Below are 25,322 nucleotides of genomic sequence, written 5' to 3'. Positions count from 1 at the left end.
GATGACCCGAAGACGTCGTTTCAAGGGCCGTGATGTGCACGGCATTCTGTTGCTGGACAAGCCGACCGGCCTGACCTCCAACGATGTGTTGCAGAAGGTAAAGCGGATCTACAACGCCGCCAAGGCCGGCCACACCGGCGCCCTGGATCCCCTAGCGACCGGCATGTTGCCGATTTGCCTGGGCGAGGCCACCAAGTTCTCCCAGTATCTGTTGGATGCGGACAAGCGCTATGAGGTGACTGCCAAGCTGGGCGAGCGCACCAACACCAGCGACTCCGATGGCGAGGTGGTTGCCACCCGTCCGGTGAACGTGGCCGTGGGTACCCTGATTGAGGCGCTGGACCAGTTCCGCGGCCCCATCATGCAGGTGCCGTCCATGTACTCCGCCCTCAAGCATAATGGCCGTCCGCTCTACGAGTATGCCCGCGAGGGGATCGAAATTGAGCGGGAAGCCCGCCCCATCACGATTTTCGAGCTCAAGCTCATCAGCTTCGAAGGGGACGAGGTCAAGCTGGAAGTGCACTGCAGCAAGGGCACCTACATCCGCTCTCTGGTCGATGATCTGGGGGAAGTGCTGGGTTGTGGCGCTCATGTCACCCAGCTGCGCCGCACCCAGGTGGCCAGCTATCCGTACGATCGGATGCTGACCCTGGAGCAGCTTGAATGCATCTTCGAGCAGGCCAAGGCCGAGAGCATTCCGCCGCGCGAGCAGCTGGATCCCCTGTTGCTGCCGATGGACACCGCCGTGGCGTCTCTGCCCGAGGTGAACATGTTGGCCGTAGTGGCGGCCTATGTGAACCAGGGTCAGGCAGTTCAGGTGCCAGGTGCCCCAACCAGCGGTCAGGTTCGCATGACGGTCGGCCCCGAGCGAGAGTTCATCGGTGTCGGCGAAATTGATGATGATGGTCGGGTTGCCCCCAAGCGCCTGGTCCGTTATCACGACGAGGAGTGATCCTCAGGCGGTATCCGTGCTCTTGCCCGTTGCGCGTCTTTATCATTGCGAAAAGGGGCGGGGGCGATTATGATACCGCCCTCATTTCACGGCTGAATTAGAGATTGGCTGTGAACCTTTAAACACTCTACTGGAGTAATACCATGTCTCTAAATGCTGAGATCAAAGCTCAAATCGTTGCCGAGCACGCTCGTGGCGCCAACGACACCGGTTCCCCCGAAGTGCAAGTTGCCCTGCTGACTGCCCAGATCAACCATCTGCAAGGTCACTTCAAGGAGCACTCCAAGGATCACCACGGTCGTCGCGGTCTGCTGCGCATGGTTTCCCAGCGTCGTAAGCTGCTGGACTACCTGAAGCGTAAAGACGTTCAGCGTTACGCTGCTCTGATCGCCAAGCTGGGTCTGCGTCGTTAATCGACCATCAGATTTCGCGAAAAAGGGGAACCGTCAGGTTCCCCTTTTTTTATTCCCTATCAGCGCGTTGCCTGCCTCACAGAATTTGTGTCACCGCTTACCTTTTGCATCGAATCAAGTATACTTGTGCGCGAATTTAAAGAGCCAAATTGTAAAAAGGAAATTCACGTGAATCCTATTGTAAAGTCATTCCAGTACGGTCAACACACCGTCACACTGGAAACCGGTGTGATGGCCCGTCAAGCCACTGCGGCCGTGATGGTCAGCATGGACGATACCTGCGTATTTGTGACCGTCGTTGGCAAGAAAGAGGCCGATCACGGCCGTGATTTCTTCCCGCTGACCGTCAACTACCAGGAGCGTACCTATGCTGCTGGTCGTATCCCGGGTGGTTTCTTCCGTCGTGAAGGTCGCCCGAGCGAAGGCGAGACCCTGATCTCCCGTCTGATCGACCGTCCTATTCGTCCGCTGTTCCCGGAAGGCTTCCTCAATGAGGTTCAGGTGGTTGCCACCGTCATGTCCGTGAACCCGGCAGTTTCTCCCGACATCGTTGCCATGATCGGCGCCTCCGCGGCACTGGCCATCTCCGGCATCCCGTTTGGCGGCCCGATCGGTGCAGCCCGCGTGGGTTACATGAACGGCCAATACGTGCTGAACCCGACCACCACCGAACTGCCGCAGAGCGATCTGGACCTGGTGGTTGCCGGTACCGCCAACGCCGTGCTGATGGTGGAATCCGAAGCGGCCATCCTCTCCGAAGAGGTGATGCTGGGCGCCGTGGTATACGGTCATGAGCAGATGCAGGCTGTGATCAACGCCATCAACGAATTTGCTGCCGACGTCGGCACCAAGCCGTGGGACTGGACACCGCCCGCCGTCAACGAAGCGCTGAAAGCCAAGGTTGCCGAGCTGGCCACTGCCGAACTGGGTGAAGCCTACCGCATCACCGAGAAGGCCGTGCGTTACGAAACCATCGCCGCCATCAAGGGCCGCGTGGTTGAGCAGGTGATCGCTTCCGGCGTGGAAGAAGATGCCAAGAAGATCGGCGAAGAGTTCCACAGCCTGGAAAGCCGCATCGTGCGTGGTCGCGTTGTTCGCGGCGAGCCGCGCATCGATGGTCGCGATCCGGAGATGATCCGCGCCCTGTCCGTGGCTACCGGCGTACTGCCGCGTGCCCACGGCTCCGCCCTGTTCACCCGTGGTGAAACCCAGGCCATGGTCGTTGCGACCCTGGGTACCGAGCGTGACGCCCAGAACATCGACGAGCTGACCGGCAACCGCGCCGATCGCTTCATGCTGCACTACAACTTCCCGCCATACTGCGTCGGTGAGACCGGCATGATGGGTAGCCCCAAGCGTCGTGAAATCGGTCACGGTCGTCTGGCCAAGCGCGGCGTTGCTGCCGTGATGCCGAGCGCCGACGAGTTCCCGTACGTGGTGCGCGTGGTTTCTGAAATCACCGAATCCAACGGCTCCTCCTCCATGGCCTCCGTCTGTGGTTCCTCCCTGGCGCTGATGGACGCCGGTGTGCCGATCAAGGCCTCCGTCGCCGGTATCGCCATGGGTCTGGTGAAGGAAGAAGAAGGTTTCGTCGTGCTGTCCGACATCCTGGGTGACGAAGACCACCTGGGCGACATGGACTTCAAGGTTGCCGGTACCACCGAAGGTGTGACCGCCCTGCAGATGGACATCAAGATCGAAGGCATCACCAAAGAGATCATGGAGATTGCCCTGAAGCAAGCTCGTGGTGCTCGCCTGCACATCCTGAAAGTGATGGACGAAGCCATCCAGGCTCCGCGTGCCGAGATCTCCGATTTCGCCCCGCGCATCCACACCATCAAGATCAACCCGGAGAAGATCAAGGACGTCATCGGCAAGGGTGGTTCCGTGATCCGCGCCCTGACCGAAGAGACCGGCACCAACATCGAGCTGGATGATGACGGTACCGTCCGCATCGCCGCCGTTGACGGTGACGCCGCCAAGGAAGCGATCCGCCGCATCGAGGCCATCACCGCCGAGATCGAAGTGAACCGCATCTACGAAGGCAAGGTTGTCCGTCTGGCCGACTTCGGCGCCTTCGTCAACATCCTGCCGGGCAAAGACGGTCTGGTACACATCTCCCAGATCACCGATGCACGCGTGCAGAACGTGGCCGACTACCTGAAGATCGGTGACGTGGTGAAGGTGAAGGTACTGGAAGTGGACCGTCAGGGCCGCGTACGCCTCTCCATCAAGGAAGCAAACGCGCCGACTGAAGCCGCTGCTCCGGCTGCCGATGCCGCTCCGGTCGCTGCCGAAGCGCCTGCTGCAGATTAAGACGCAGTGCTGACCGGGCTTGCTCGGTCTGGCTGACCAATCCGGCTCCCCCAGGGGAGCCGGATTTTTTTATGGCCAGCCAGCAGAGTGGCTATCTGCCGAGAATGGCGTGATGCATCTCGTCGAGCGGGAGTATGTGGCGTGCGGCACCGAGCTTGATCGCCTCCTTTGGCATACCAAACACCACGCAGGAGGCCTCATCCTGGGCATATGTATTGGCGCCTGCATCCAGCATCTCCCTGAGCCCTCTGGCGCCATCATCTCCCATGCCGGTCATGATGATGCCGGTCGCATTTTTGCCCGCGTATTTGGCCACGGAGCGAAACAGCACATCCACCGAAGGGCGATGTCGATTGATCAGGGGACCGTCGACCACCTCCACATGGTAGTAGGCACCGCTTCGCTTGAGCAGCATGTGCTTGCCGCCGGGAGCGATCAGCGCGAGCCCTGGGATGACCCTGTCATTGTTTTTCGCCTCCCGCACCTCGATTTGGCATAACCCGTTAAGGCGAGCGGCAAACGATGCCGTAAATTTCTCCGGCATATGCTGCACGATGACGATCCCTGGGCTAACCCGGGGGAGGGCCGTCAACACAGCCTCCAGCGCCTGGGTACCTCCGGTGGAGGTGCCGATGGCGATGAGTCGCTCCGTGGTCTGCGCCATGGCATCTCGCGCCGGCGCCAGTATGGCGTCGGCATGGATTTTGGTGGCAACCTGCAAGGGGGCCGGCTTGCCGAGTCGCTTGAGGTTGGCTTGGGAGGCAGCCCGTACTGCCATAGCCAGATCGTGGGCTGACTCCTGCAGAAAGCTTTTGATGCCCATGGTCGGTTTGGTGATGATGTCTGCAGCGCCGGCTGCCATGGCCTGAAGGGTGGTTTCGGCACCCTTCTCGGTCAGAGAGGAGCAGATGACCACCGGGGTGGGGTGCTCGGCCATTATTTTGGTGAGAAAAGTGATGCCATCCATCCGTGGCATCTCCACATCCAGCACGATGACATCCGGCCACTCCTTCTTCAGTTTCTCCAGTGCAAACAACGGATCGGAGGCGGTCGCGATCACCTTGATGTCGGGTTCCTGTTCCAGCACCCCTTGCAACACCTGTCTAACCACGGCGGAATCATCCACCAGCATGACTCTTATCTGTTTCATTCCCCCGTCCCTCGATGATGTGGCAGACGATGATGACGCACCCAAACATGGCCATTGTTGAGCTCGAAGATGAGGCTTCGGTGGCCAGAGAGGCCCAGATGATGCGCTTTTATGGTGAGGCCCAGATGCCGGGTCAACTGCCATGCGGCCTGGATATTTTGGTCGGCCACATTGGGGTAGTCTCCGGCAGGGGTCGTTATGTCAAACATGTGTCCGCCACCAAAAAGCTTTACTTCATACTCCTGGATCGGAGACGGATATTGCCGGATAGCCTCGAGAAACAAGGTGATCGCTTCGTCGCCATAACGGCCATCCAGGGTAGTGGTTTTGACTCCCCGGGTCGGCAGCATGTAGTGACACATCCCCCCGATTTATGTTGTGGGTGCCACATGGTGATGGCGACACAGGACCCCAGATGGGTTTTGATCACGGCGTCCTCCTGGCCGAAGAAAAACTCTCCGGGGTGCAGCATGATCTCTCGTTGCATCATCATCACCGCTTTTGGTAGATGGAAGGGGAAACCAGATGCAGACCATGAGGTAATCCGTTGAGGCTTTCGGCATGGCTGACAAGCAGGTAACCCCCGGTCCTGAGTCTGGGTACCAGCCGCTGCACGACCTCGGCCTTGGTCTCCTTGTTGAAGTAAATCATTACGTTGCGGATGAAGATGACATCGAACATGCCGATGTCGGGCAGCTCCTGGATGAGGTTGATGTGCAAAAATCTCACCCGCTCCTGCAGCTTGCGGTCGATGATGAAACTGCCTTCCTGTTGCCCTATGCCCTTCAGGCAGTATTTCATCAGGTATGACATGGGGATATTGTGCGCCCGCTCTATGGGGTAGCGTCCCAACCTGGCCTGTTCCAGCATGCGTGACGAGATGTCCGAGGCCATGATTTCCCAGTTGAAGCCGCCGTGTTTTTCCGCCAGGGTCATCGCCAGACTGTAAGGTTCCTCTCCGGATGAACTGGCTGCACACCATATCCGCAATGTCCGCTCCTTTGGCACGAGCGGCAGCACTGTATTGCAGAGAAAGTCAAAGTGTTTGGACTCCCTGAAGAAGTAGGTTTCATTGGTTGTCAGCAGATCCAGCGCCAGTTGCAACTCCTGATGATGGTCGCTCATGATCAGGCGAAAATAGTCACCATAACTGTCCAGCTCGTAATGGTGCAGGCGTTTGGAAAGCCGGCTGGCCACCAGTGCTTTCTTGGCCGGTGACAGGTCGATACCTGCGGCCTGATGTAACCAGCGCTGGAACTGGCCAAATTCGTCGTCATGAAGTTGAGTCTGGTACAAGGCTATGCTCCCGGCTCGGCAAAGCGGCCTGGTTGCCCAGGCCCCGTCACACTAGAAACGGACAAAGTCTCCCTCGTTGAATGGTCGTGGCGGAAGACCGGGCTGCTCACGGCCATTCCCCTCCAGAACAAAGCGCCCCTTGGTACTATTCTGGGGTTGTGCGACGTTGTGACCATTGCTCCTGTGGCTCTGTTCGAGAGTGAAGAATTCCATGACAAGCTGCAGTTGCTCTGCCTGGCTGCTCATCTCTTCTGCCGTGGCGGCCAGCTCTTCGCTACAGGAGGCATTTTGCTGGGTGACCTGGCTGAGCTGGCTCATTGCCTGGTTGATCTGGCTGACACCGGTTGATTGCTCGGCAGAGGCTGCACTGATCTCCTGCACCAGATCGGATGTCTTGTTGATAGAGGGAACCATCTGATCGAGTAGCCGGCCGGCCTTTTCCGCCATTTCCACGCTGCTGGAGGCCAACTCGCCTATCTCCTGCGCCGCTACCTGGCTGCGCTCCGCCAGTTTGCGCACCTCGGCTGCGACGACAGCAAACCCCTTGCCATGATCCCCCGCTCGCGCCGCTTCGATAGCCGCATTGAGGGCCAGCAGATTGGTCTGGTAGGCGATGTCGTCGATGATGCCAATCCGTTTGGCGATCTGTTTCATGGCATCGACGGTCAGTTGGACGGCCTCACCGCCTTCGACAGCTTCCTTGGCTGCCTTACTGGCCATGCCGTCTGTCACTTGGGCGTTATCGGTATTCTGGTTGATGCTGGCGCTCATCTGTTCGATGGATGCGCTGGTCTCTTCCATGCTGGAAGCCTGTTCACTGCTGGACTGGCTGATGGACTGGGCGGTGGCACTCACCTGCTCGGCGGCACTCGACAGATTGTCGGAAGCGCCGCGGACCTCGGTCACTATATTGGTCAGGGAATCGATGGTCTTGTTGAGGGCATCCTTGGTAGTACCAAAGACCCCCGGGTAGTCTGTCTCTATCTTCTGGGTCAGGTCTCCCTTGGCCAGACACTGGACGATCCGGATCACGTCATTGAGGCTGGTATCGATCACATTGGCAATCTGGTTGATGCCTTCGCCCAGATTATGGAAGAAGCCGGATTTGCCGGCGAGATCCATGCGGCGGTGCAACTCGCCATTGATCACGGATTGTACTATTTCCGACATTTCGTGCTCGATGGCAACCTCTTTGGTGCGATCTGCCCACTCGACCACCGACCCCAGGCGTTCGCCACTGTCACTGAATACCGGGTTGGCGATCAGCGCAAAGGTACGTCCACCAAGCTGTATTTGGGTGCGGTAGGTACTGTTGAGCTTGGCCAGCATGGTCCGCTGGTGCCCCGGATTCTTATGGAAGCTGTCAATATTGGCCCCCATCAGATTCGCAGTATTGAAGTTGTTGAGATCTTTCTTGATGTCCGGCTCGGCCAGCTTGAGCATCTCGGTGACGGAGTCGTTCATATAGATGATGTCGAGGTTGGTATCGGCGATCATGACGTTGGTGCTGGCACAATCGAGTGCTCTCTTGACCCTGAGGCTTTCATTAGCCGCGATTTTGGCGGCTTCATTGGCGGCCTTGACATCATTTTCGATGGCGATCTCTTTGGTGCGATCAGCCCATTCCACGACTGACCCTAGCCGCTCGCCATTGTCACCAAATACGGGGTTGGCAATCAGCGAAAAGGTTCTGCCGCCAATGGTTATCTGGGTGCGATAGGTTGTATCGAGCTTTTGCAGCATGGCCCGCTGATGGCTCGGATTCTTGTGGAAGTTGTCGATGTTCTTGCCCATCAAGTTTTTAACGTCCAGATTGGGCAGTTCCTTGCGAATATCTTGCTCCGCCTGGCCGAGCATGGTGGTGACCGCCTCGTTCATATAGATGATGTTGAGGTCGGTGTCGGCAATCATCACGTTGGTCGATGCGCCGTCCAGCGCCTTGCGCACCCGCAGATTCTCCCGGTACTGGGTCTGGTTGCTCTCGATAGTGTCCAATGCATTCCGCAAGCGGGTTTGCAGCAGGTTGAGGGTTTCATTGAACTCGTGGCAGAGGCCCCGTAGCGGGCCGGTGAGGGTAGACAGATCTATCTGGCCAGCTGTTTGCTCGAGGGTGATGGCGTGATGGATGCGCCGAGTTTCCTCAGCAAGCCTGGTTAGCTGCTCTTGCTGCTGGTTGTAGCTGGAACCATTGCCGAAGAGCTTTTCAAACAGTGATTGAGTCATGAGCCTTATCCTTGTGCGACATGCCAATGCGTATTGAGCGTGAGTAATCAGGATGCCTGTATGTATTCCGGTAATTTTTCCGGTTGCTGCGCCAGTTCACTGAGCTGTGCCATCTCCTCAAGTGACAGGACTTTTTCCGTATCAATGAGGATGACGAATTTGCCGTTGACCTTACCCATGCCGCTGATGAAGTCAGCCCTGATCCGGGCACCAAAGCTGGGGGGCGGTTCGATTTCACTGGGTGAAATGCTGAGGACTTCGGAGACGGAATCCACGACCACACCGATATCCTGGCTACCTTGTGTATCGTCATGATGGTGTAGGCCTTCAATGATGACGATACAGGTACGCCGGGTGATGTTGGAGGGCGTGTTGCCAAAGCGGGCATTGAGATCAACGACAGAAACCACGGCGCCGCGTAGATTGATCACACCGCGAATGAAGCCTGGCATCATGGGGATGGGGGTGATGTTCCCGTATTCGATGATCTCTTTGACTCCCAGGATATTGATGGCAAACATCTCTCCGTTGATGAGAAAAGTCAGGTACTGGGTGTCACTGTGGGATGTGGCGGGGGGGGCAACCACGGCCACTTCGGTCGATGGGGTCATATCAGCCTCCGGTTGAAAAAAGATGAGGAATGCTTCGGCGGTGTGCTGCAGGTGGCATCTGACTGCACCCCCTGGCGTGGTTGGCTGGCTTGTGGCCAGGCCTCCTGTGCCAATATGTGCCGAAGGACATGGGCGATGACGCTATCAACCTGCATACAAGCCGTGTATTGAACGGGAGGAATAGTGAGGATGTTGAAAGTGTGCTTCACAGTGTTTTCCTCAATTGATGCGCGGTTGATGTTGCAGCCGTGTCAGGGTCTGCCTGTTGATAAGGCCAGACTCCTGATGGATGGCGTGCTGGATCAACGAGGGAATATCAAGGATGAGGGCGACTTCGCCCCCTCCCAGAATGGTGGAACCGCTGATCCCTTGCAGACGCTGGAATAATTTGCCAAGGGGTTTGATAACGGTCTGGAATTCACCCAGCAGCTCGTCGACGACCAGTCCCGATTTTTTGCCGCCGTGGCTGACAACCACGATATTCTCACGGCGCCCCTTGCTGCCCCGGGTGTCGAAATAGTGTTGCAGACGGATAAAGGGGAGGACTTCTCCTCGCAAGTTGATGAAATTTCGCCCCTGGGTATCGGCCAAGGCACTGGCGGTCAGTTCTACGCACTCGATCACCATATCCAGAGGGATGACGTAATAGGTATCACACACCTTGACCAGAAAGCCGTCGATGATGGCGAGCGTGAGGGGCAGTCTTATCTGTACCCGGGTGCCCTGGCCCGGAATGCTGTCCAAATCCACGGTTCCGCGCAGGGCTGTGATGTTGCTTTTGACCACATCCATGCCGACGCCACGCCCGGAGAGGTTGGTGATGGCTTCTGCTGTGGAAAATCCAGGCTCAAAGATGAGGTTGTAGATCTCCTGATCGGTGAGCGTGGTGCCAGCGCCAATCAAGCCTCGTTCCTGCGCTTTTTGCAGGATCCTGGTCTTGTTTAGGCCGGCTCCGTCATCCTTGATTTCAATCACTATGCTACTGGAGTCATGGTAGGCGTTGAGAGTCAGGGTTCCTTTTGCCGGTTTGCCGGCAAGCTGCCTTTGCTCTGCAGGTTCGATGCCATGATCCATCGAGTTTCTGACCAGATGCATCAGTGGATCGCCAATTTTCTCCACCACCGACTTGTCCAGTTCGGTATCGGCACCCGAGATCACCAGGGCGATATCCTTGTTGAGCTCCTGGCTGACATCACGCACCACCCGCTGAAAGCGGTTGAAGGTATCGCCGATGGGCACCATTCGAAGGCGCAAGGCATTGTCCCTTATCTCTTCCACCAGGTTGGCGATGACGGACGTCGCTTCCTGTAGCTGGCTCTCTCTACTGCGCTGGGCCAGCATATTGGCGCCCGAGCTGGCTACCACCAGTTCACCTACCAGATTGATCAGGTCATCCAGCTTGTCGGCATGGACTCTGACATAGCGTCCTTCCTTGCTTTTATTCTCCTTAGTCTGGTGCTGCTTTTTCAGGGCTGCATCGACCACGACTTCATCGACGGAGCCCTGAGAGATGAGGATCTCTCCCAGTTTTGAGGCAGGGTGCTCTGTGGCCGAATGTTGTAGCTGGAGTCCGTGGCGCAGTTCTTCTGCGGTTAGCGCGCCGGTCTTGACCAGGAGTTGCCCCAGCATTTCACTATCTTCCGGCAGGGCATTGATAAGGTCTATGTATTCGCTGATCTTGCTGTGAGGCGGCAAGATGGCGATCTGGCAATCATCTCTGACGAATTCAAAGACATCGCTGATCGCAGCCTTGTCTGCCTGGGAATCGAAATCGACCTCGAAGCCGAGGTAGCAGCTTTCCGGATCGAACTCCTCCCAATCCGGTATGGCCTGATGGATGGTTTCCAGCGAGCGTATGGTACCCAATGTGCCGAGATAGCGCAGAAATGCGGCGGGATCCATGCCGTTGCGCAGCACATCAGGCCCAAAACGCAGAGATATATGCCAAAGGGAACCGCTGGACAGCGGCACTTCCTCTTTTTCGATGGGAGGGGGCGAAGGCATTATCGTGTCGGGCAACTGGGCTTCCTGGGCATTCTGGTGCCGAATAAGGGCCAGGCGCAGCTTGTCATCCCGAGCGAGGGCGTCGGCGGTCAGGCTATCTCCCTGCTCAGCCACCACTTCTATCAGCAATTGAATGTGGTCGCAGCTCTCCAGCAGATCCTTGATAAGCGCTGAGGTCACCGATAATTGCTGGTTGCGGATCTGATCCAGCAGATCCTCGACAATATGGGTAAACCCCACGATCGGAAGCAGACCAAACAGGCCCGCGGAGCCCTTGATGGTGTGAGCCGCCCGGAATATGGCCCCGATGAGTTCGTTGTCGTCAGGATTTTCCTCCAGCAAGAGCAGAGAGGACTCCATTTCTTCAAGCAATTCGCGAGCCTCGGCAATATAGGTCTGCAGGGCCTGGTCAAGATTGATGCTCACGGGTGACTCCTCGGCATGGCGATTCAGGGGTGCTCAGCATGGGGAAACAGGGTGGGATCCCCAAAAAATCCCGACAATTGACACAGTTCCAGCAGTTCGAGCACCGCATGGCTGTGCCAGACCAGGTGCAGCGGATAGCCATTGGCCAAGGCAGTCTTTTTGGCTGCCAGCAATAGCTGTAGCCCGGCACTGTCGATTTCAGTCACATTGGCCAGATTGAGTTCCAGCTCTTGTCCCTGGTGCAACAGAGGAGAGAGCGCCTCTTTCAGTTCGGCTACCGTGTAGATGGTGACGTCGTCAGGCAGGGTGAGCACAGTCTTGTCACCTTGCAGTTCGCGCTGCAATTCCATGGCTGACTCCAGATTACGGCATGATGAGCTTGGCGACGGCGGCAAGCATCTGTTCCGGCTGGAAAGGCTTGACGACCCATGCCTTGGCGCCGGCGGCCTGTCCCTCCTGCTTCTTGCTGTCCTGTGATTCGGTGGTCAGCATGATGACGGGGGTGAACTTGTAGCTGGAGAGTTTCTTGGCCTCTTTGACGAAACTGATGCCATCCATATTGGGCATGTTGACGTCGCTGATGATGAGATTGATCTTCTTGCCGTCGAGTTTGTTGAGGGCATCCTTGCCATCTTGCGCTTCGAGTACGTCGTAGCCTGCGGTTTTCAGCGTCATGCCAACCACCTGGCGAATAGTGGCTGAGTCATCCACGATCAGGATCGTTTTACCCATGTTTCTCTCCTAGAAAAAAGTAATGTCTGCACTGCTGGCGGTAGGCTTGGTCGTTCGACCATGATGAATGTCCCTCTGCTCATCCGTGGCATAGGTGAGCTCCATGTCGGCCAGCCAGCTATCGGCATCGATCATGAGCGGGCCGGAAGTGCGTACCTGTTGTTCCGGGTCGTTCAGATGGTTTGAAAGATGCTCCATGTTGTTGCGTACCTGGTTGAGGATCTGACTTACCCTGTCCTGAAACTGCAGCGAAATGATGACATTGGAAATTTCGTGATGAATGTCGGTGCTTTCGCTTTGCAGCAGGGAAGCCGATTCGGCAAGGCTGTCGGTCGCCTGACGAAACCGGGTCAGCACCTGTTCGATAGCCTGCTCCGAGTTGGCGACCGAAACGTGATCCCGGGCGGCGGAGCTTTCGGCAATTTCTGAGACGCGGCCAATCCCGGCGTTGATGGTATCGACCTTGTCGCTCATCTTCTGGGCGGTTTCACTGGAGAGGCGGGAGAGGTTGCGCACCTCATCGGCGACTACGGCAAATCCTCGTCCTGCTTCACCTGCCCGCGCCGCTTCAATCGCAGCATTGAGGGCCAGCAGGTTGGTCTGGGAGGCAATCTTGGCGACATCCAGCGCCATGGTGTTGAGCTCCAGGGTATAGGCGGTCAGGCTCTTTATTTCTGCCAACATGGCATCACGGTTTTCCTGAGCCGAATGCATCAGGCTGAGTACCTCATTGAGCTGGATCTGACTCTCGCTCAACACGGCGGCCATCCCTTTTGATTCGGTGCCACCCAGATCGCCTGCAGCCTGATGGGAGGCGCTGACCGCTTCTTCCAGCTTGTTGGCGAGCCCGCTGAAGCGTTGGGTCAGATCGATCATCGCCTCTTCAGTTTGCTGCCGGGAGCTCTCTATCTGTTGTGACCATATGGGGACCGCCTTTTGGCAGACCTCTTCCAGCCCGATGATGGCATTGGCGAAGGAAGCTGGGGTGGCATCCTGCTCGTCGGTTGAGGCGTGAGTGTGGCGGGCCTGATTGACGCGATGGGAAGTCCAGAGTGCGGCGCCAATGGCCAAGGCGCCGTTCAACAACAGGTAAAGCGGAGAAGAAGATCCGGACAGAAGCAGCAGGCAGCCGAGCAATCCCAGCCCGATGCAGTTCAGCCAGCAAACCGGATCCCATAGCGGGTTGATCACGCCACTTTTGTGTTGTGCCATACGCAACTTATCCCTGTGCTAGTCATCAGCTTGGCCGTCGGGTTGTGCCATCCAGATTGGCAACCCAGGGCCTGGTTATATTTACTATTGGCTCAGTAAGGGTAGCGTAAAAAAAATAGTTGGTTGCAAGTCAGTATTGCTTGCCGAAAAAGAGGTAGGGCATTGATAAGGGGAGTGGATGCTGAGCGTTATTTCCGCCGATATCAGCGAGATAGCGAAATCTGGGGTAGTGAAGGAGAGAAAGACAAATAAGGAGCCTGCCATGGCAGGCTCCTTGAACCATGTCAGGCTTTGCTGGCATGAGCCTGCTGGCAGCCTTCGACGGCATGGGCGATCAGCTCCAGCGCGCTCTGCTCGCACGCAGGCAGCTCTTCATCGCACTGACTGATGGGGGTGACGCGATCGCCCCACTTGATGATGGCTGCACCCCAGGTGAGGCCGGCGCCAAAGGCTGCGGTCAGCAGATAGGAGTTCGGCTTGACGCGGCCTTGTTCCAGCGCTTCGCACAGTGCGATGGGCACGGTGGCGGCGGAGGTGTTGCCGTAGTTTTCGATGTTCACCATCACCTTTTCCATGGGCGCGTTCATGCGCTTGGCCAGGGTTTCGATGATGCGGATATTGGCCTGGTGCGGCACGATGAGATCGATCTGCTCGGGAGCAATGCCGGCCTGTTCCAGTACAGTGCCGGTTGCCTCACCCATGCCACGGACGGCGCGCTTGAAAATCTCGGGGCCTTCGAAATTGAAGGTGAACAGGCCGTCAATGTCGGCAAAACGCACGCGATCTGTGCCGAAATTCGGTACATGCAGGATCTCCCGCGCTTCGCTGTCGCAGCCGAGCTTGTTGGCGATGAGGCCGCTTTCCTGCTCGCTCGCTTCGATGATCACGGCACCTGCGCCATCGCCAAACAGTACGGCGGTATCGCGGCGGGCCCAGTCCAGCAGATAGGTCAGACGCTCGGCACCGATCACCAGCACCTTCTTCATCATGCCGGTCTGCACCAGCGAGGTGGCGACGGAGAGGGCGTAGACGAAACCGGTACAGGCGGCGTTGAGGTCAAACACGGCGGCATTGGTGGCGCCGAGCTTCTTCTGCACCGCAGAGGCTGCGCTCGGCAGCAAATTGTCCGGGGTGGCGGTAGCCAGGATGATGCCATCGAGATCGCTGGCCTCGAGACCGGCGCAGGCGAGAGCGCGGCGACCTGCCAGGGTGGCGAGATCCGAGGTGCTGACGTGGGAGATCCGGCGGGCCTTGATGCCGGTACGCGGATAGATCCACTCATCCGACGTATCCATGATGGTGCTGAGGTCATCGTTGGTCAGCACTGAGGGAGGCAAGCATTTGCCCCAACCGGTGATATTGGCGTATTTCATCTTGTTACCGCTTCTCAATGTGGATCGCCCGCGGGCGGAAAATCGCGCAATTATGCCGCACGAGACAACTACTGTCATCTTGTGGTCATGGTTATCTGGCAGGGAGGATGTGGCAATGGGCCACAAAACAAGGGAAATTTCGCTTAAAGGGAAGGACTCGCCTGCCCTAAGATAGGGTTTTCTCTCTCGACGAGGCGACACCTTGCTCAAAGCCAATCTCAACCTGTTGCCTACCCTCAAGGTGCTACTGGAGACTCGCAACATCAGTCGGGCGGCGGAGCTGCTGCACCTGAGCCAGCCGTCTATCAGCAAGCAACTCGCCTTGCTGCGTAGCGAGTTTGGCGACGAGCTGCTGGTGCGGGAGGGACAACGCTGGCTGCTGACGCCGCGGGCCGAAAGCCTGGCCGCCCAGTTGGCGGACTCCCTCGGAGCACTGGAGCGGCTCTATGAGCCACCCGGGTTCGAGCCCAGCCGCTGTGAACGGGTATTCCGGCTCGCCTCGTCCGATTACGTGGCCCAGCATATCCTGCCCGATATTTGCGCAGCGCTTGCCAAAGAGGCGCCGTTGGCGGCGCTTGAGTACAGCTTGTGGGACAAGCGCCAACTGCCACAGTTGTGGCAATCACAGCTTGACCTGGTCTCCACCATCACAGAGCAGGTGCCGGATCAGATCCGCGGCCTGCATCAGGGGGAGGACCGGTTGGTGGTGTTGATGGGCCGCCGGCATCCGCTGGCGGACCGTCGCCTGACACTCGATGATTACCTCGCCTGGCCACATCTGCAGGTGAGCGGAGGCGGTGACAAGGATAGCCCGGTGGAGCAGGTGCTGGCGCCACAGTGCCTCTCCCGGCGCTGGTTTGCCCGGGTGCCTTTCTTTCAGGCGGCGGTGGAGGTATTGCTGCGCACCGACTGCCTGATGACCACACCCGCTCATATCGCCTGGCAACTCTCATGCAATAACGAGCTCGCTTTTGTGGATCTCCCCTTTTCGACCCGCACCCAGCACTATCATCTGCTGTGGCATCAGCGCCACCATCAGGACCCGGCCCATCGCTGGTTTCGCGAGCTGGCCTATCCCTTCCTGCGGGACCACTTGCAAGGCACCGTGGTCGAGAGTCGCAAGGTGCTGGCTCAGACCCAGACCCGTTAGTGCCAGTCGGTTATGCCACAGCATAGCCAATGGTTATGGGATCTATTCATAACTTTCATTTCTGGCATAGCCATGCGCCCCTTACCCTGAATTCAGGAACAACATATTCAGGCTGAGGGTAAGCACAAAATGGAACTGACGAGTTGGCTGGCATTGGCCGCAATTTGCGTGATGGGGGCCATCAGCCCGGGGCCGAGTCTGGCGCTCATCATTCGCAATACTGTGCAGGGAGGGCAGGGCCACGGGGTGGCGACCGCGTTGGGCCACGGTCTCGGGGTGGGTATCTACGCGCTTATCACCGCGCTTGGTCTGTCGCTGCTGATCACCCAGACCCCCTTGCTGTTTGATCTCATCCGCTACGGTGGCGCCGCGTTTCTCGCCTGGCTCGGGGTCAAGGCGCTGTTGGCCAAACCCGCCAGTGGCGAGTTGCGTGAAGAGGAGATGCACCAGCTGCGTGGTCGTCAGGGGGCTTTCGAGGGCTTTATGGTGGCCTTTCTGAACCCCCAGCTCGCCATCTTCTTTATCGCCCTGTTCAGCCAGTTTGTGCATGCCGATACCGGCTGGTATGAGGGGAGCATCATGATGCTCACCGCTGGCGGTATCGACGCGCTCTGGTATGTGCTGGTGGCGTTGGTACTCTCCCGTGGCCCCGTGCTGGCCTGGCTCAAAGCCAAATCCTTCGTCATCGACAAGATTAGTGGTCTGGTGCTGCTGGGGTTGGCGCTCAAGGTGGTGATTTAGCATCAATATCAGGTGACGATCCTTCTCCTTGGCTGGGGGGGGAGGTTTATAAGCGCAGCCTGCCGTAAAGGAGGAGAGGGAATTTCCCTTGCCAAGGGAGAAGGGCCACGTGCGGCAGCTCTAATCCTGTATTTCGCAGTGATCTTAAGCGGGATCAAGGTAATCAGGGTGGCAATGGCCTAGAGTGGCTGCCATTTGCTGTCCGCCCTGATCCCGAGACCATGCACCAGAACAAGCACTCCTTAAGCCACCACAACCGGTTGGAGCTACTGGCTCCAGCCAAGAACCTTGCTTATGGCATTGAAGCCATCAATCACGGCGCTGATGCCGTCTACATGGGCGGACCCGCCTTTGGCGCCCGCAGCGCGGCGGGCAACAGCATAGAGGATATCGAAGCGCTGGCGCGTCATTCCCATCGTTTCGGAGCCCAGGTTTTCGTTGCCTTCAATACCTTGCTGCATGACAGCGAGCTGGAGCAGGCCCGGCGGCTGACCCACCAGATCTATGAAGCGGGAGCCGATGCGCTTATCGTGCAGGATATGGGGCTGCTGGCGCTCGATCTACCACCCATCGCGCTCCATGCCAGTACCCAAACCGACAATCGCACCCCGGAGAAGGTGAAGTTCTTGCAGGATGTGGGCTTCTCCCAGGTGGTGCTGGCGCGTGAGCTGTCGCTTGCGCAGATCCGCGAGATCAGTGCGGCCACCAATGTGCAGCTGGAGTTTTTTATCCACGGGGCGCTCTGCGTTTCCTACAGCGGCCAGTGCAACATCAGCCACGCCCGGACCGGCCGCAGCGCCAACCGTGGCGAATGTGCCCAGCTCTGTCGCCTGCCCTGCTCGCTGCAAAAGCCGGATGGCGAGGTGCTGGTGGCCGACAGTCACTTGCTGTCTCTCAAGGACATGGATCAGACCGACAACCTGGAGGCGCTGATAGAGGCGGGGATCCGCTCCTTCAAGATTGAGGGGCGTCTCAAGGGGCTCGATTACGTCAAGAACGTCACCGCCTGGTATCGGCAGAAGCTCGATGCCATTTTGGATAGCCGCAGCGATCTGGTGGCCTCCTCGGCCGGCCGTTGCAGCTACAGCTTCACGCCTGATCCCAAAAAGAGCTTCAACCGCGGTAGCACCGATTACTTCCTTCATGGTCGCAAGCCCGGGATCGACTCCACCAAGAGCCCGAAATACGTGGGCGAGCCGCTGGGCCGGGTCACCAGCGTCACCAGAGAGGGCATCGAGATCGACGGCAAGCCCGTGACCCTCAACAACGGCGACGGTCTTGGCTTCTTCAAGCCGAACAACGAGTTGGTGGGGATGCGCCTGAACAAAGTAGAAGGTAAGCAGTTACTCCTGTCAGAGCGCATGCCTGGCTTGAAGGTGGGCACGGAAATCTACCGCAACCACGATCAGGCATTCAGCAAGGTGCTGGAGAAGGCGAGCGCCGATCGCCGCATCCGGGTCGATATGGTGCTTGCAGAGTGTGATGAGGGCTTGCGCCTCACGCTCACCGATGAACAGGGCATCAGCGCCGCCGTCACGCTCCCCTGTGACAAACAGCCGGCCGACAACCCGGAACGGGCACTGCAACAGGCGCGCGATCAGCTCGCTAAACTCGGCAATACCCTGTTTGTGGCGCGCAAGGTTGAGTTGGCGTTTACTCACCCGCTATTCATTGCCGCATCCATGCTCAACTGTTTGCGCCGGGATGGCATCGCCGCGCTGGAGGCTGCCCGTCTGGCCGGCTACCAGCGCCCCGAGCGGCGCATCGCGCTGCGGGATATCCACTATCCTCAGCACCGTCTCTCCTACCTTGGCAACGTGCTGAACAGCGCGGCCGAGCAGTTCTTCCGCGAGCACGGGGTGGAGCGCATCGCACCGGCCTATGAGGCGAACAAGGAAGAAGGGGAAGTGGTGCTGATGATCACCAAGCACTGCATTCGCTACAGCCAGAATCTTTGCCCGAAAGAGGTGCCCGGCCTCAAGGCCGAACCACTGGCGCTAAAGATGGGCAAGGATACCTTCCGCCTGCGCTTTGACTGCCGGCGCTGCGAAATGCATGTAATGGGAAGTCTGAAGCGTTGAAGATGTCCCCCCTTTTTCTTAATGGAAAGGGGGGCTCTATCTTGGAAAATTTCTGCATTTGTTAACATTATTTAGTTATATATGAGGCGAGTTTTTATGTTATTTACGAATTTAAATATCGTTAATGGTTAAAAAACGATGTAGGTGATTTGCATTTAAAATTCCAACTGTGATTCTTAATTATTGGAATTTACTCAGAAACTCCTCCAATGCTTCTCCTGGATTTTCTTTCCCGGAGGAAATCATGCTGATGCCCCACTGCTCAAGCACAGCTTCTTGTACCGGGTTCGGTTTCGCTGAGAAAATATAAGATTTGGGTTGTGCATCGCCTGCTTGATTGGCTTTCCATAACTTGGATAGCTTATAAAATAAAAGTCGCAGGTTGATATCTGCCAAACTATATCCAATAAAGAGCACAGATTTACCTAAAACATCTGAACGAAGTTTTATATCAAGCGGTGTTTCAAATTCGAGACGTTCAAAGTAGCTCGTTTCATCAATAACAATCGACTTATCATCATCGAAATCACCATGAAACTTTACCACCTGTATATTGCCGCTTTTGATTCTTGTAAAGTCTGATACCGAGGCTATTTTGGTAAATGGCTTGTTATAATAGGCAAGGGCATTCTCAATCCATCTATCATAGTTGGTTGTGTATATTATGGGAAAATTGGCTTTGGCAATATATTCGTGCACTTTTGAGTCTGAAATATCGATCTCAGAGGAATGCCAAATTCTATCCATCCAGCTTCTCAAAGGGCCAATACTTCCTTTCTTTAAACGATAGTACTCTGCCAATGCATAATGATCGCCAAAAGATCTATATATTTCTGGTTCATAATCCAGATCCTTGGCTATCTTGTCGATCAGAGTGGACCATGATGGAAGACCAAGGTTCATAGATACACCTGCTCCAACAAAAAGAATCACATTTCCCTGTCTGTAGGCAGATAATAGTTGTTCCATATTTAATATCTCCTCAATAAATATGGATCTACAACTATACCTATTTCAGGGACTTGCATGAAGTCGTAAATGTAAAGTGGATATCTATTTATGATAGACAGAGTCTATGGTTAGCTAGATATCAGGCTATTTAACCTTAATATTTTCCAGTTGCAGCAAGGCTTTTTTAATCTCCAATCCTCCCGCATAGCCGGTCAGGCTGCCATTCTGGCCGATCACCCGATGGCAGGGGACGATAATCGAGAGCGGATTGCGACCGTTGGCGGCGCCCACTGCCCGCATCGCATTTGGTTTGCCAATGGCGCGCGCGATATCGCCGTAACTGCGGGTCTCGCCATAGGGGATATCACACAACGCTTGCCATACAGCCTGCTGAAAGGCGGTACCGCTGGCGGCGAGCGGCAGGGTAAAGCGCTGCAGGCGATCGGTAAAATAGGCCTCGAATTCGGCAAGATAGGGAGCGAGCGCCTCGCCATCTTGTTGCCAGCCGCTCATATCGGGCAGCGCTCGCAGGCCTGCCACAAAGTCCACATGCACCAGGCCGCGCTCGTTGATGGCGATCAACAGATCGCCGCAGTGGGTTGGCAGAATATCGTAGCGGATCATGGGGTTATCTCCTTGTGTTCGTTGTTTCCAGAGTTTTCGCCTGGGTGGGCTGGGTCAATCAGCTGCGTCGGCGCTTCACTCATGGCGTGCCATAGCCAGCTGGCGGCGTACGCTCGCCACGGTTGCCACCCTTCGCTTTGCGCCACGACCTCTTTCACCGGCAGCTTGATGCCGCCTCCCAGTGCTTTTTGCAGCACCAGATCGGAGGCAGGGAAGGCGTCCGTGTCCAGCCCGCAGCGCAGCCGCCAGTAGGCGACCGTCCAGGGGCCTATGCCAGGCAGCGCCAGCAGTTGCTCGTCGCTGGCACTGACGAGGGAGAGTTCGCCACTCGCGATGGCGGTGGCCAGTCCCTGCAGCGTGCGAATGCGGCTGCCGGGCATGCCGATGCCATCGAGATCAAGCTCGCACAACTGGGCTGGCGTGGGCAGCCGAGCCACTCCGAATTGCGCCCCGGTACGCGCCACCAACCGTCCCAGTATGGTGATGGCGCCTTTGACCGATACCTGCTGGCCGACGATAGCGCGCAGCATCACCTCGTACTCATCCCAGCCGCCTGGCAGCCTCACACCGGGCCAGCGTGCCTGCAGGCGCGCCAGCAGCGGATCTTGTCCGAGTTGCTCGCCGATACGCTGCATGTCGGCGTCGAGATCCCACATCCGGTGCACGCGATACAGGAGATCAGGCAGCGCCGCGGGTGGCAGATCCTGCACGGTGAGCGTCAGGCTGTGCCCCTTGCCTTGTGTGATGCGCACCAGACCACTCTGATCGCCGACACTGTGGCGGCGCTCATACACCTCACCATCCACCCGCTCCAGCCCGGGGATCGCCCGCAGCCGGTAGAAAGCGAGCATGGCCGCCACATCAAACGGGGGCCGATACGGCAGCTGCAACGTCAGCGTTGCACCGCGATCATCCGGCAGTTTGTTGTTAGCCTGCTCACCCTGGCCCTCTTGCTGGCGCAGGGTGCGCGGCGCCAGGCCATACGCCTGCAGCCAGGCGTCGTTGAAGCGGCGAATGCTCGAAAAGCCCGCGGCAAATGCGATGTCCGTGATGGAGAGTTGCGTCTCTGTCAGCAGCCGTTTTGCGAGCAGCAGGCGACGCGTCTGCTCCACCTGTTTCGGCGAGGCGCCGAGGTGCTGCCTGAATTCGCGGCGCAGCGTGCGCTCACTGATGCCGGCTTGTTCGGCAAGAGCGGCGAGCGAGCCATCCGCCAGCTCACCGCGCTCGATGCGCGCCAACAAGCGGGCGAGCGCATGGGGCAGATCGCCGCGGGCTGCGGGGGCGAGCTCGGGGCGACAGCGCAGGCACGGGCGCAAGCCATATTGTTCGGCGGCAGCGGCACTTGGGAAGTAGCGCACATTGTGTTCGTGCGGCGGCCTGGCCGGACAGACGGGGCGGCAGTAGATGCCGGTGGAGATGACACCGGTAAAGAAGCGGCCATCGAAGCGTGCATCGCGGGCAAGTCGCGCGGCGTGGCATTGCTCTCGGCTGAGGCCGTGGAGCGTCTCTTCCTGCAGATGGTCGTGGCTGGGTGACTGGGTCATGACATGGCGGCTCGGTACGGGAGACATGATGAGAGAGTAAGGGGGCGAGGGGGCAGTGACTAGCCAGAAACGGACAGGGATAGCAAAAAAGCACGCATGAGCCCCTCGACATGAGTGGCACGTACAATCGGATTCATTTGCGTAAAAATTAATAACCGATCACATATTCATCAAATAGTCATTGCCTGGTGGGACTCGATACTGTCCAATCTGAATAGTTTTTTCTCTTTGATTATTAAGTATTGCCAATGCGCAGCTAACTTACTGATATAAAACAATAACCACTTGCCAAGGACGATAAGTGAAATATCTTTCTGAAGGGGCCCGTGTCCGGGGCTTCAGCTTGACCGAACTGCTGATCACCATGACGGTAGTCAGCATCCTCGCCGCCATCGCGCTGCCCACCTATCGCAACTATCTGGAGAAAGGGCGGCGCTATGAAGCGCAGCAATTGATGATGGAGCAGGCGCTTGCACTCGAGCGCATCTTCACTGAGCAGGGCCGCTATCCCGTGCAATTCACGCTCCCTGCGAACTCCGATTTTTATCAGTTCAGCTACAGCCAGCTGGCGCAGTACACCTATCTGCTCAAGGCGACACCGACTCGTCTGCAAAAGGATAGTTGCGGCACCTTGACGCTGGATCACACCGGATATCGCGCCGCTGCGCGCAGCGATTGCTGGGGGTCATGAGATGAAGATACGAGGCTTTACCCTGATCGAGTTGATGGTGGCAGTGGTGATCGCGGCCATCCTGCTGATGGTCGGTATTCCCTCCCTGAGCGAACGACTCGCCGCCGAGCGGCTGGAGCGCTCCACCGGGGAGCTCGCCTCCGCCTATCGTTTCGCACGCAGTGAAGCGGTGAAGCTGACGCTGCCTGTGGTGCTGCAAGGCACGCAGAACGGGGGCTGGGAGGTAACGGCAGACAGCAAGCTGCTCAGGCAGGCTGCCGCCCCCGGCGGTGGCGTGAGCATCTCGCCGTTTGCTCCCATCACCATAGCGCCGACCGGCAGCAGCGCGCAGGCCGAGATCACCCTGGCCAATCGCCTCGGCGAGCAGCGCGTGCTCTGCATCGCCCCGAGCGGCCAGCTGCTGCACGGGAGCTGTTCATGAGTGGCGGCCAACCGGGTTCCATGGGGCGTCAGCAGGGGTTCAATCTGGTGGAGATCATGATCTCTATGGTGCTCGCGGTGATGGTATTTCTCGGGCTGGCCAAGGGACAGGTGGTGTCGCTCAAACAGGCGCACTACAGCCTGCAGACGACTCTGGCCACCATAGCGGCGAGCAATGGCGTGGAGCAGATTTGGGGCACTCTGTGCGAAGTGCAGCGCACGCCCGAGCGTTTCTCCGATGCTGACTATCTCGCCCGTTTCGCCCTGCAGCCGGGGCAGCGCCTGCTGTTGCCTGCACGTTACAGCGACAACCTCGTGGTGACCATAGAGTGGCGTGATGGACGGGTCTCCGGTGCCAGGCAGGTGGCGTTGAATGCCGGATTTCCACCCCTATGTTGAACACCATGCACAGACAGCGCGGGGTCAGCCTGGTGGAGCTGATGATCGCCATGGTACTCGGCCTGCTGCTGATGCTGGCGGTCTTTGCCGGCTATGCCCCCATCAAACGCACCGTGGCCCAGAGCAAGGCGCTGGAGCAGGCGAGCGAGGTGCTGCGTTTTGCCACCCTCACCTTCACCAGCAGCATCAAGCAGGCGGATCGACTGATCGCCGTCACCCCGGATCGGCTGACGCTGGGATTCAGGGTGGCAGGGGGCACCGAGGTGCTCTCCTGCCTTGGCAATCGCAAGACCACCGACTTTACCGAGCAGTACCGATTCACGCCGCCCGTGCTCAGTTGTGACGACGGTGAAGGGGCTCGTCTGCTGGTGACCGGGCTCAAGGAGCTGGAATTTGGCGAGCAAGGGTCGCTGGTCACCATCCGCATCCTGCCGGAAGGCTTGCCAGCCTATCTGGCCCCCGGGGTGACGGTACAGGTGGCGCGACGCAAGGCCATCTGGGATGCCGCACTGGCTGGTCAGGCCGCAGGAGGAGCGGGATGAACAAGGGATTGCAACGACAGCGGGGGGTCGTGTTGCTGGTAGTGCTGGTGCTCAGCCTGCTCTCGAGCCTGCTGGTGCTGACCAGCATCCAGGACAACCAGATACAGACCCGGCTCAGCGGCAATTTTCACAAGAAGATTAATGCCCAGCTCAGTGCCGAACAGGGGATGAACGAGAGTTACCGAGCCTTGCGGACCACCCTTGAGGAGACGCCACGCAGCGAGTGGGCCGCGCTGATCCGGGCCATACCCGATCGGGGTAACGGGGTACAGGATGGCAGCCACTATCAAATCGACAAACCGGCGCAGGCGATGGCTGACACCCTGGCGCTCTATAGCAGTGGCCATTTTCTGGAGGGGAGCGCCGGTCTCAATGCCCTGTTTTCCCTCAGGCGCCAGCCCGGCAACCTGATCTTCCAGGATTCGGTGGTCGCCTGCGAGGGGCTCAGCCTCTCCGGCAGTGGGCTTATCGACAGTTATGATTCGCGCAAGGGCAGCTATGGTGGCAGCAATGTCAACCAGAATGCCAGCGTGGCGACGGTCAGCGACCAGGCCAATGTGGTGCTCGATGGCCACTCGCCCATCTGGGGCGATGTGCGGGCGACCGGCTCGGTTACCCTCAATGGCTCATCCCCCGTCTCCGGCAGCCTGGCCGCGGGGAGCGATATCACCATCTCCCCGTCCTCCGACAAGATAGTACGGGTGGATGGCAACCTGCAGGGGGGCGGCAACCTCACCCTGCAGGGAGGACGGATAACCGGCTCGGTGGCGATGAACGGCAATGTGGCCATGGGCTGGGGCACCAGCATCGACAGCGGCCAGCTCAACTATGGCGGGATGGGCAGCTTCAACGATGCAGAAAACCAGAAGTATCTGGAGCCCCAATATCGCCAGCATCCCAAGCTGCCGCCAGTGGCGGGTCAGGTGTGTGATCCCCTCAACGTGACGGCGCTCGCCGGCTCTCCTCAGTTCGCCAACCTGCCCATCAATGGTGCCCTGACGCTGGGGTCGACCCAGCAGATGGTGCTGACCGAGAGTCCCGCCACCGGCTCTGTCACCAGCACCAACCAGCACAAGCCGGCGCTGCCCTTTCCGGGCAAAGGGGAGGTATTTGGCAAGGAGCAGACCCTCTACCGGCTGGATAGCCTCAACATGGGAGCCGATGCGGCGCTGACTATCCAGGGGGACGTGGTACTGGTAATTGACCGGGATTTCACCATGAGCGGCAGCAATAAGTTGACGGTGGCCGAGGGTAGCAGCCTGACCCTGATCGTCGGCGGCAAGGTCGAGTTGGGGGCGGGGGCCGAGGTGAGCGCAGCCAAACAGGGACTCACCGCAGAGGGCACCCCGGCCATCTCCCTCTATTCGGCCTACAGCGGTAAGGACGGGGTCAAACTGTCGGGCAACACGCCGCTCTATGCCGCTCTCTATGCTCCTCTGACCGAGATGAGCATCAGCGGCAGTGGCGGGCT

General features: G+C 58.1%; 24 protein-coding genes. 11 read left to right on the top strand and 13 right to left on the bottom strand.

What is annotated here, in order from left to right:
* The first annotated feature begins 1 nt into the window (after position 1).
* The 3 genes from truB (at position 2) to pnp (ending at position 3,681) form a co-directional block, all read left to right on the top strand.
* Positions 2-952 (top strand): tRNA pseudouridine(55) synthase TruB, encoded by a 951-nt coding sequence (truB, locus tag BN1123_RS15495; protein WP_026455737.1) that lies wholly within the window; start codon positions 2-4, stop codon positions 950-952.
* A gap of 143 nt (positions 953-1,095) precedes the next feature.
* On the top strand, positions 1,096-1,365 hold the full coding sequence (gene rpsO, locus BN1123_RS15490; protein ID WP_026455738.1) for a 30S ribosomal protein S15: 270 nt from the start codon (positions 1,096-1,098) through the stop codon (positions 1,363-1,365).
* Positions 1,366-1,533: 168 nt separating this feature from the next.
* A complete protein-coding gene (pnp, locus tag BN1123_RS15485) occupies positions 1,534-3,681 on the top strand; it encodes a polyribonucleotide nucleotidyltransferase (protein WP_042028099.1) in 2,148 nt (715 codons plus the stop codon).
* Between the two features lie 91 nt (positions 3,682-3,772).
* On the opposite strand, the gene BN1123_RS15480 is transcribed toward pnp, so the two are convergent.
* The 10 genes from BN1123_RS15480 to BN1123_RS15435 all read right to left on the bottom strand — a co-directional run bounded on the left by BN1123_RS15480 (position 3,773) and on the right by BN1123_RS15435 (position 14,708).
* On the bottom strand, positions 3,773-4,831 hold the full coding sequence (locus BN1123_RS15480; protein WP_042028097.1) for a protein-glutamate methylesterase/protein-glutamine glutaminase: 1,059 nt from the start codon (positions 4,829-4,831) through the stop codon (positions 3,773-3,775).
* Positions 4,828-5,181 (bottom strand): chemotaxis protein CheD, encoded by a 354-nt coding sequence (locus tag BN1123_RS15475; RefSeq protein ID WP_224212342.1) that lies wholly within the window; start codon positions 5,179-5,181, stop codon positions 4,828-4,830. The genes BN1123_RS15480 and BN1123_RS15475 overlap by 4 nt, the downstream gene beginning before the upstream one ends.
* A 142-nt stretch (positions 5,182-5,323) precedes the next feature.
* Positions 5,324-6,127, bottom strand: a complete 804-nt coding sequence (locus tag BN1123_RS15470; protein ID WP_042028095.1) for a CheR family methyltransferase — start codon at positions 6,125-6,127, stop codon at positions 5,324-5,326.
* A gap of 51 nt (positions 6,128-6,178) precedes the next feature.
* Positions 6,179-8,350, bottom strand: coding sequence for a methyl-accepting chemotaxis protein (locus BN1123_RS15465; RefSeq protein WP_042028094.1), 2,172 nt, complete (start codon positions 8,348-8,350; stop codon positions 6,179-6,181).
* Between the two features lie 47 nt (positions 8,351-8,397).
* On the bottom strand, positions 8,398-8,961 hold the full coding sequence (locus tag BN1123_RS15460) for a chemotaxis protein CheW (RefSeq protein WP_042028093.1): 564 nt from the start codon (positions 8,959-8,961) through the stop codon (positions 8,398-8,400).
* Between the two features lie 219 nt (positions 8,962-9,180).
* Positions 9,181-11,391 carry a chemotaxis protein CheA gene (locus BN1123_RS15455; protein WP_042028092.1) on the bottom strand — a complete coding sequence of 737 codons (2,211 nt, stop codon included), beginning with the start codon at positions 11,389-11,391 and terminating at the stop codon, positions 9,181-9,183.
* A gap of 23 nt (positions 11,392-11,414) precedes the next feature.
* On the bottom strand, positions 11,415-11,741 hold the full coding sequence (locus tag BN1123_RS15450; protein ID WP_042028090.1) for an STAS domain-containing protein: 327 nt from the start codon (positions 11,739-11,741) through the stop codon (positions 11,415-11,417).
* Positions 11,742-11,754: 13 nt separating this feature from the next.
* Complete coding sequence (locus BN1123_RS15445) at positions 11,755-12,123, bottom strand: response regulator (protein WP_026455745.1); 369 nt, start codon at positions 12,121-12,123, stop codon at positions 11,755-11,757.
* A gap of 9 nt (positions 12,124-12,132) precedes the next feature.
* Positions 12,133-13,335: a methyl-accepting chemotaxis protein gene (locus BN1123_RS15440; RefSeq protein WP_042028089.1), complete on the bottom strand. Its 1,203-nt coding sequence runs from the start codon at positions 13,333-13,335 to the stop codon at positions 12,133-12,135.
* Positions 13,336-13,619: 284 nt separating this feature from the next.
* A complete protein-coding gene (locus tag BN1123_RS15435; RefSeq protein WP_042028088.1) occupies positions 13,620-14,708 on the bottom strand; it encodes a ketoacyl-ACP synthase III in 1,089 nt (362 codons plus the stop codon).
* A gap of 202 nt (positions 14,709-14,910) precedes the next feature.
* Here BN1123_RS15435 and BN1123_RS15430 point away from each other — a divergent pair, with 202 nt between their 5' ends.
* The 3 genes from BN1123_RS15430 (at position 14,911) to BN1123_RS15420 (ending at position 18,680) form a co-directional block, all read left to right on the top strand.
* Positions 14,911-15,858, top strand: coding sequence for a LysR family transcriptional regulator (locus BN1123_RS15430; protein ID WP_042028087.1), 948 nt, complete (start codon positions 14,911-14,913; stop codon positions 15,856-15,858).
* Positions 15,859-15,987: 129 nt separating this feature from the next.
* Entirely contained in the window at positions 15,988-16,599 is a 612-nt protein-coding gene (locus BN1123_RS15425; RefSeq protein ID WP_042028086.1) for a LysE family translocator, read from the top strand.
* Between the two features lie 221 nt (positions 16,600-16,820).
* Positions 16,821-18,680, top strand: a complete 1,860-nt coding sequence (locus BN1123_RS15420) for a peptidase U32 family protein (RefSeq protein WP_042028085.1) — start codon at positions 16,821-16,823, stop codon at positions 18,678-18,680.
* A 180-nt stretch (positions 18,681-18,860) separates the two neighbouring features.
* Here BN1123_RS15420 and BN1123_RS15415 read toward each other — a convergent pair whose 3' ends face one another.
* The 3 genes from BN1123_RS15415 to BN1123_RS15405 all read right to left on the bottom strand — a co-directional run bounded on the left by BN1123_RS15415 (position 18,861) and on the right by BN1123_RS15405 (position 21,799).
* Complete coding sequence (locus BN1123_RS15415; protein ID WP_042028084.1) at positions 18,861-19,649, bottom strand: SIR2 family NAD-dependent protein deacylase; 789 nt, start codon at positions 19,647-19,649, stop codon at positions 18,861-18,863.
* Between the two features lie 126 nt (positions 19,650-19,775).
* Entirely contained in the window at positions 19,776-20,255 is a 480-nt protein-coding gene (locus tag BN1123_RS21490; protein ID WP_042028221.1) for a methylated-DNA--[protein]-cysteine S-methyltransferase, read from the bottom strand.
* Complete coding sequence (locus BN1123_RS15405; RefSeq protein ID WP_412149725.1) at positions 20,252-21,799, bottom strand: AlkA N-terminal domain-containing protein; 1,548 nt, start codon at positions 21,797-21,799, stop codon at positions 20,252-20,254. The genes BN1123_RS21490 and BN1123_RS15405 overlap by 4 nt, the downstream gene beginning before the upstream one ends.
* A gap of 301 nt (positions 21,800-22,100) precedes the next feature.
* On the opposite strand from BN1123_RS15405, the gene BN1123_RS15400 reads away from it, so the two are divergent.
* From BN1123_RS15400 to BN1123_RS15380, 5 genes are all read left to right on the top strand, one after another.
* Positions 22,101-22,490 (top strand): type IV pilin protein, encoded by a 390-nt coding sequence (locus BN1123_RS15400; protein WP_052449271.1) that lies wholly within the window; start codon positions 22,101-22,103, stop codon positions 22,488-22,490.
* Position 22,491: 1 nt separating this feature from the next.
* Complete coding sequence (locus tag BN1123_RS15395; RefSeq protein ID WP_042028083.1) at positions 22,492-22,911, top strand: GspH/FimT family pseudopilin; 420 nt, start codon at positions 22,492-22,494, stop codon at positions 22,909-22,911.
* On the top strand, positions 22,908-23,309 hold the full coding sequence (locus tag BN1123_RS15390; RefSeq protein WP_042028082.1) for a type IV pilus modification PilV family protein: 402 nt from the start codon (positions 22,908-22,910) through the stop codon (positions 23,307-23,309). Before BN1123_RS15395 ends, BN1123_RS15390 begins: the two co-directional genes overlap by 4 nt.
* The gene (locus tag BN1123_RS15385) at positions 23,303-23,851 is read left to right on the top strand and encodes a PilW family protein (RefSeq protein WP_042028081.1); all 549 of its coding nucleotides are present in this window, start codon (positions 23,303-23,305) and stop codon (positions 23,849-23,851) included. Before BN1123_RS15390 ends, BN1123_RS15385 begins: the two co-directional genes overlap by 7 nt.
* Positions 23,848-25,322 (top strand): DUF7305 domain-containing protein (locus BN1123_RS15380; protein WP_052449274.1); only part of this gene is annotated, 1,475 nt, incomplete at its 3' end. The genes BN1123_RS15385 and BN1123_RS15380, both read left to right, overlap by 4 nt.

Origin of the sequence: Aeromonas enteropelogenes (genome assembly GCF_000819845.1) — a bacterium.
Classification (GTDB): domain Bacteria; phylum Pseudomonadota; class Gammaproteobacteria; order Enterobacterales; family Aeromonadaceae; genus Aeromonas; species Aeromonas enteropelogenes.
This window is presented reverse-complemented; position numbering and strand designations above follow the sequence as displayed.

Coding starts and splice junctions, on each gene's coding strand:
- BN1123_RS15405 (WP_412149725.1), bottom strand. CDS start 21,799: ATGACCCAGTCACCCAGCCACGACCATCTGCAGGAAGAGACGCTCCAC.
- BN1123_RS15475 (WP_224212342.1), bottom strand. CDS start 5,181: ATGCTGCCGACCCGGGGAGTCAAAACCACTACCCTGGATGGCCGTTAT.
- BN1123_RS15425 (WP_042028086.1), top strand. CDS start 15,988: ATGGAACTGACGAGTTGGCTGGCATTGGCCGCAATTTGCGTGATGGGG.
- BN1123_RS15435 (WP_042028088.1), bottom strand. CDS start 14,708: ATGAAATACGCCAATATCACCGGTTGGGGCAAATGCTTGCCTCCCTCA.
- BN1123_RS15480 (WP_042028097.1), bottom strand. CDS start 4,831: ATGAAACAGATAAGAGTCATGCTGGTGGATGATTCCGCCGTGGTTAGA.
- BN1123_RS15420 (WP_042028085.1), top strand. CDS start 16,821: ATGCACCAGAACAAGCACTCCTTAAGCCACCACAACCGGTTGGAGCTA.
- BN1123_RS15465 (WP_042028094.1), bottom strand. CDS start 8,350: ATGACTCAATCACTGTTTGAAAAGCTCTTCGGCAATGGTTCCAGCTAC.
- BN1123_RS15445 (WP_026455745.1), bottom strand. CDS start 12,123: ATGGGTAAAACGATCCTGATCGTGGATGACTCAGCCACTATTCGCCAG.
- BN1123_RS15390 (WP_042028082.1), top strand. CDS start 22,908: ATGAGTGGCGGCCAACCGGGTTCCATGGGGCGTCAGCAGGGGTTCAAT.
- BN1123_RS15385 (WP_042028081.1), top strand. CDS start 23,303: ATGTTGAACACCATGCACAGACAGCGCGGGGTCAGCCTGGTGGAGCTG.
- BN1123_RS15450 (WP_042028090.1), bottom strand. CDS start 11,741: ATGGAATTGCAGCGCGAACTGCAAGGTGACAAGACTGTGCTCACCCTG.
- BN1123_RS15415 (WP_042028084.1), bottom strand. CDS start 19,649: ATGGAACAACTATTATCTGCCTACAGACAGGGAAATGTGATTCTTTTT.
- BN1123_RS15440 (WP_042028089.1), bottom strand. CDS start 13,335: ATGGCACAACACAAAAGTGGCGTGATCAACCCGCTATGGGATCCGGTT.
- BN1123_RS15460 (WP_042028093.1), bottom strand. CDS start 8,961: ATGACCCCATCGACCGAAGTGGCCGTGGTTGCCCCCCCCGCCACATCC.
- BN1123_RS15395 (WP_042028083.1), top strand. CDS start 22,492: ATGAAGATACGAGGCTTTACCCTGATCGAGTTGATGGTGGCAGTGGTG.
- BN1123_RS21490 (WP_042028221.1), bottom strand. CDS start 20,255: ATGATCCGCTACGATATTCTGCCAACCCACTGCGGCGATCTGTTGATC.
- rpsO (WP_026455738.1), top strand. CDS start 1,096: ATGTCTCTAAATGCTGAGATCAAAGCTCAAATCGTTGCCGAGCACGCT.
- truB (WP_026455737.1), top strand. CDS start 2: ATGACCCGAAGACGTCGTTTCAAGGGCCGTGATGTGCACGGCATTCTG.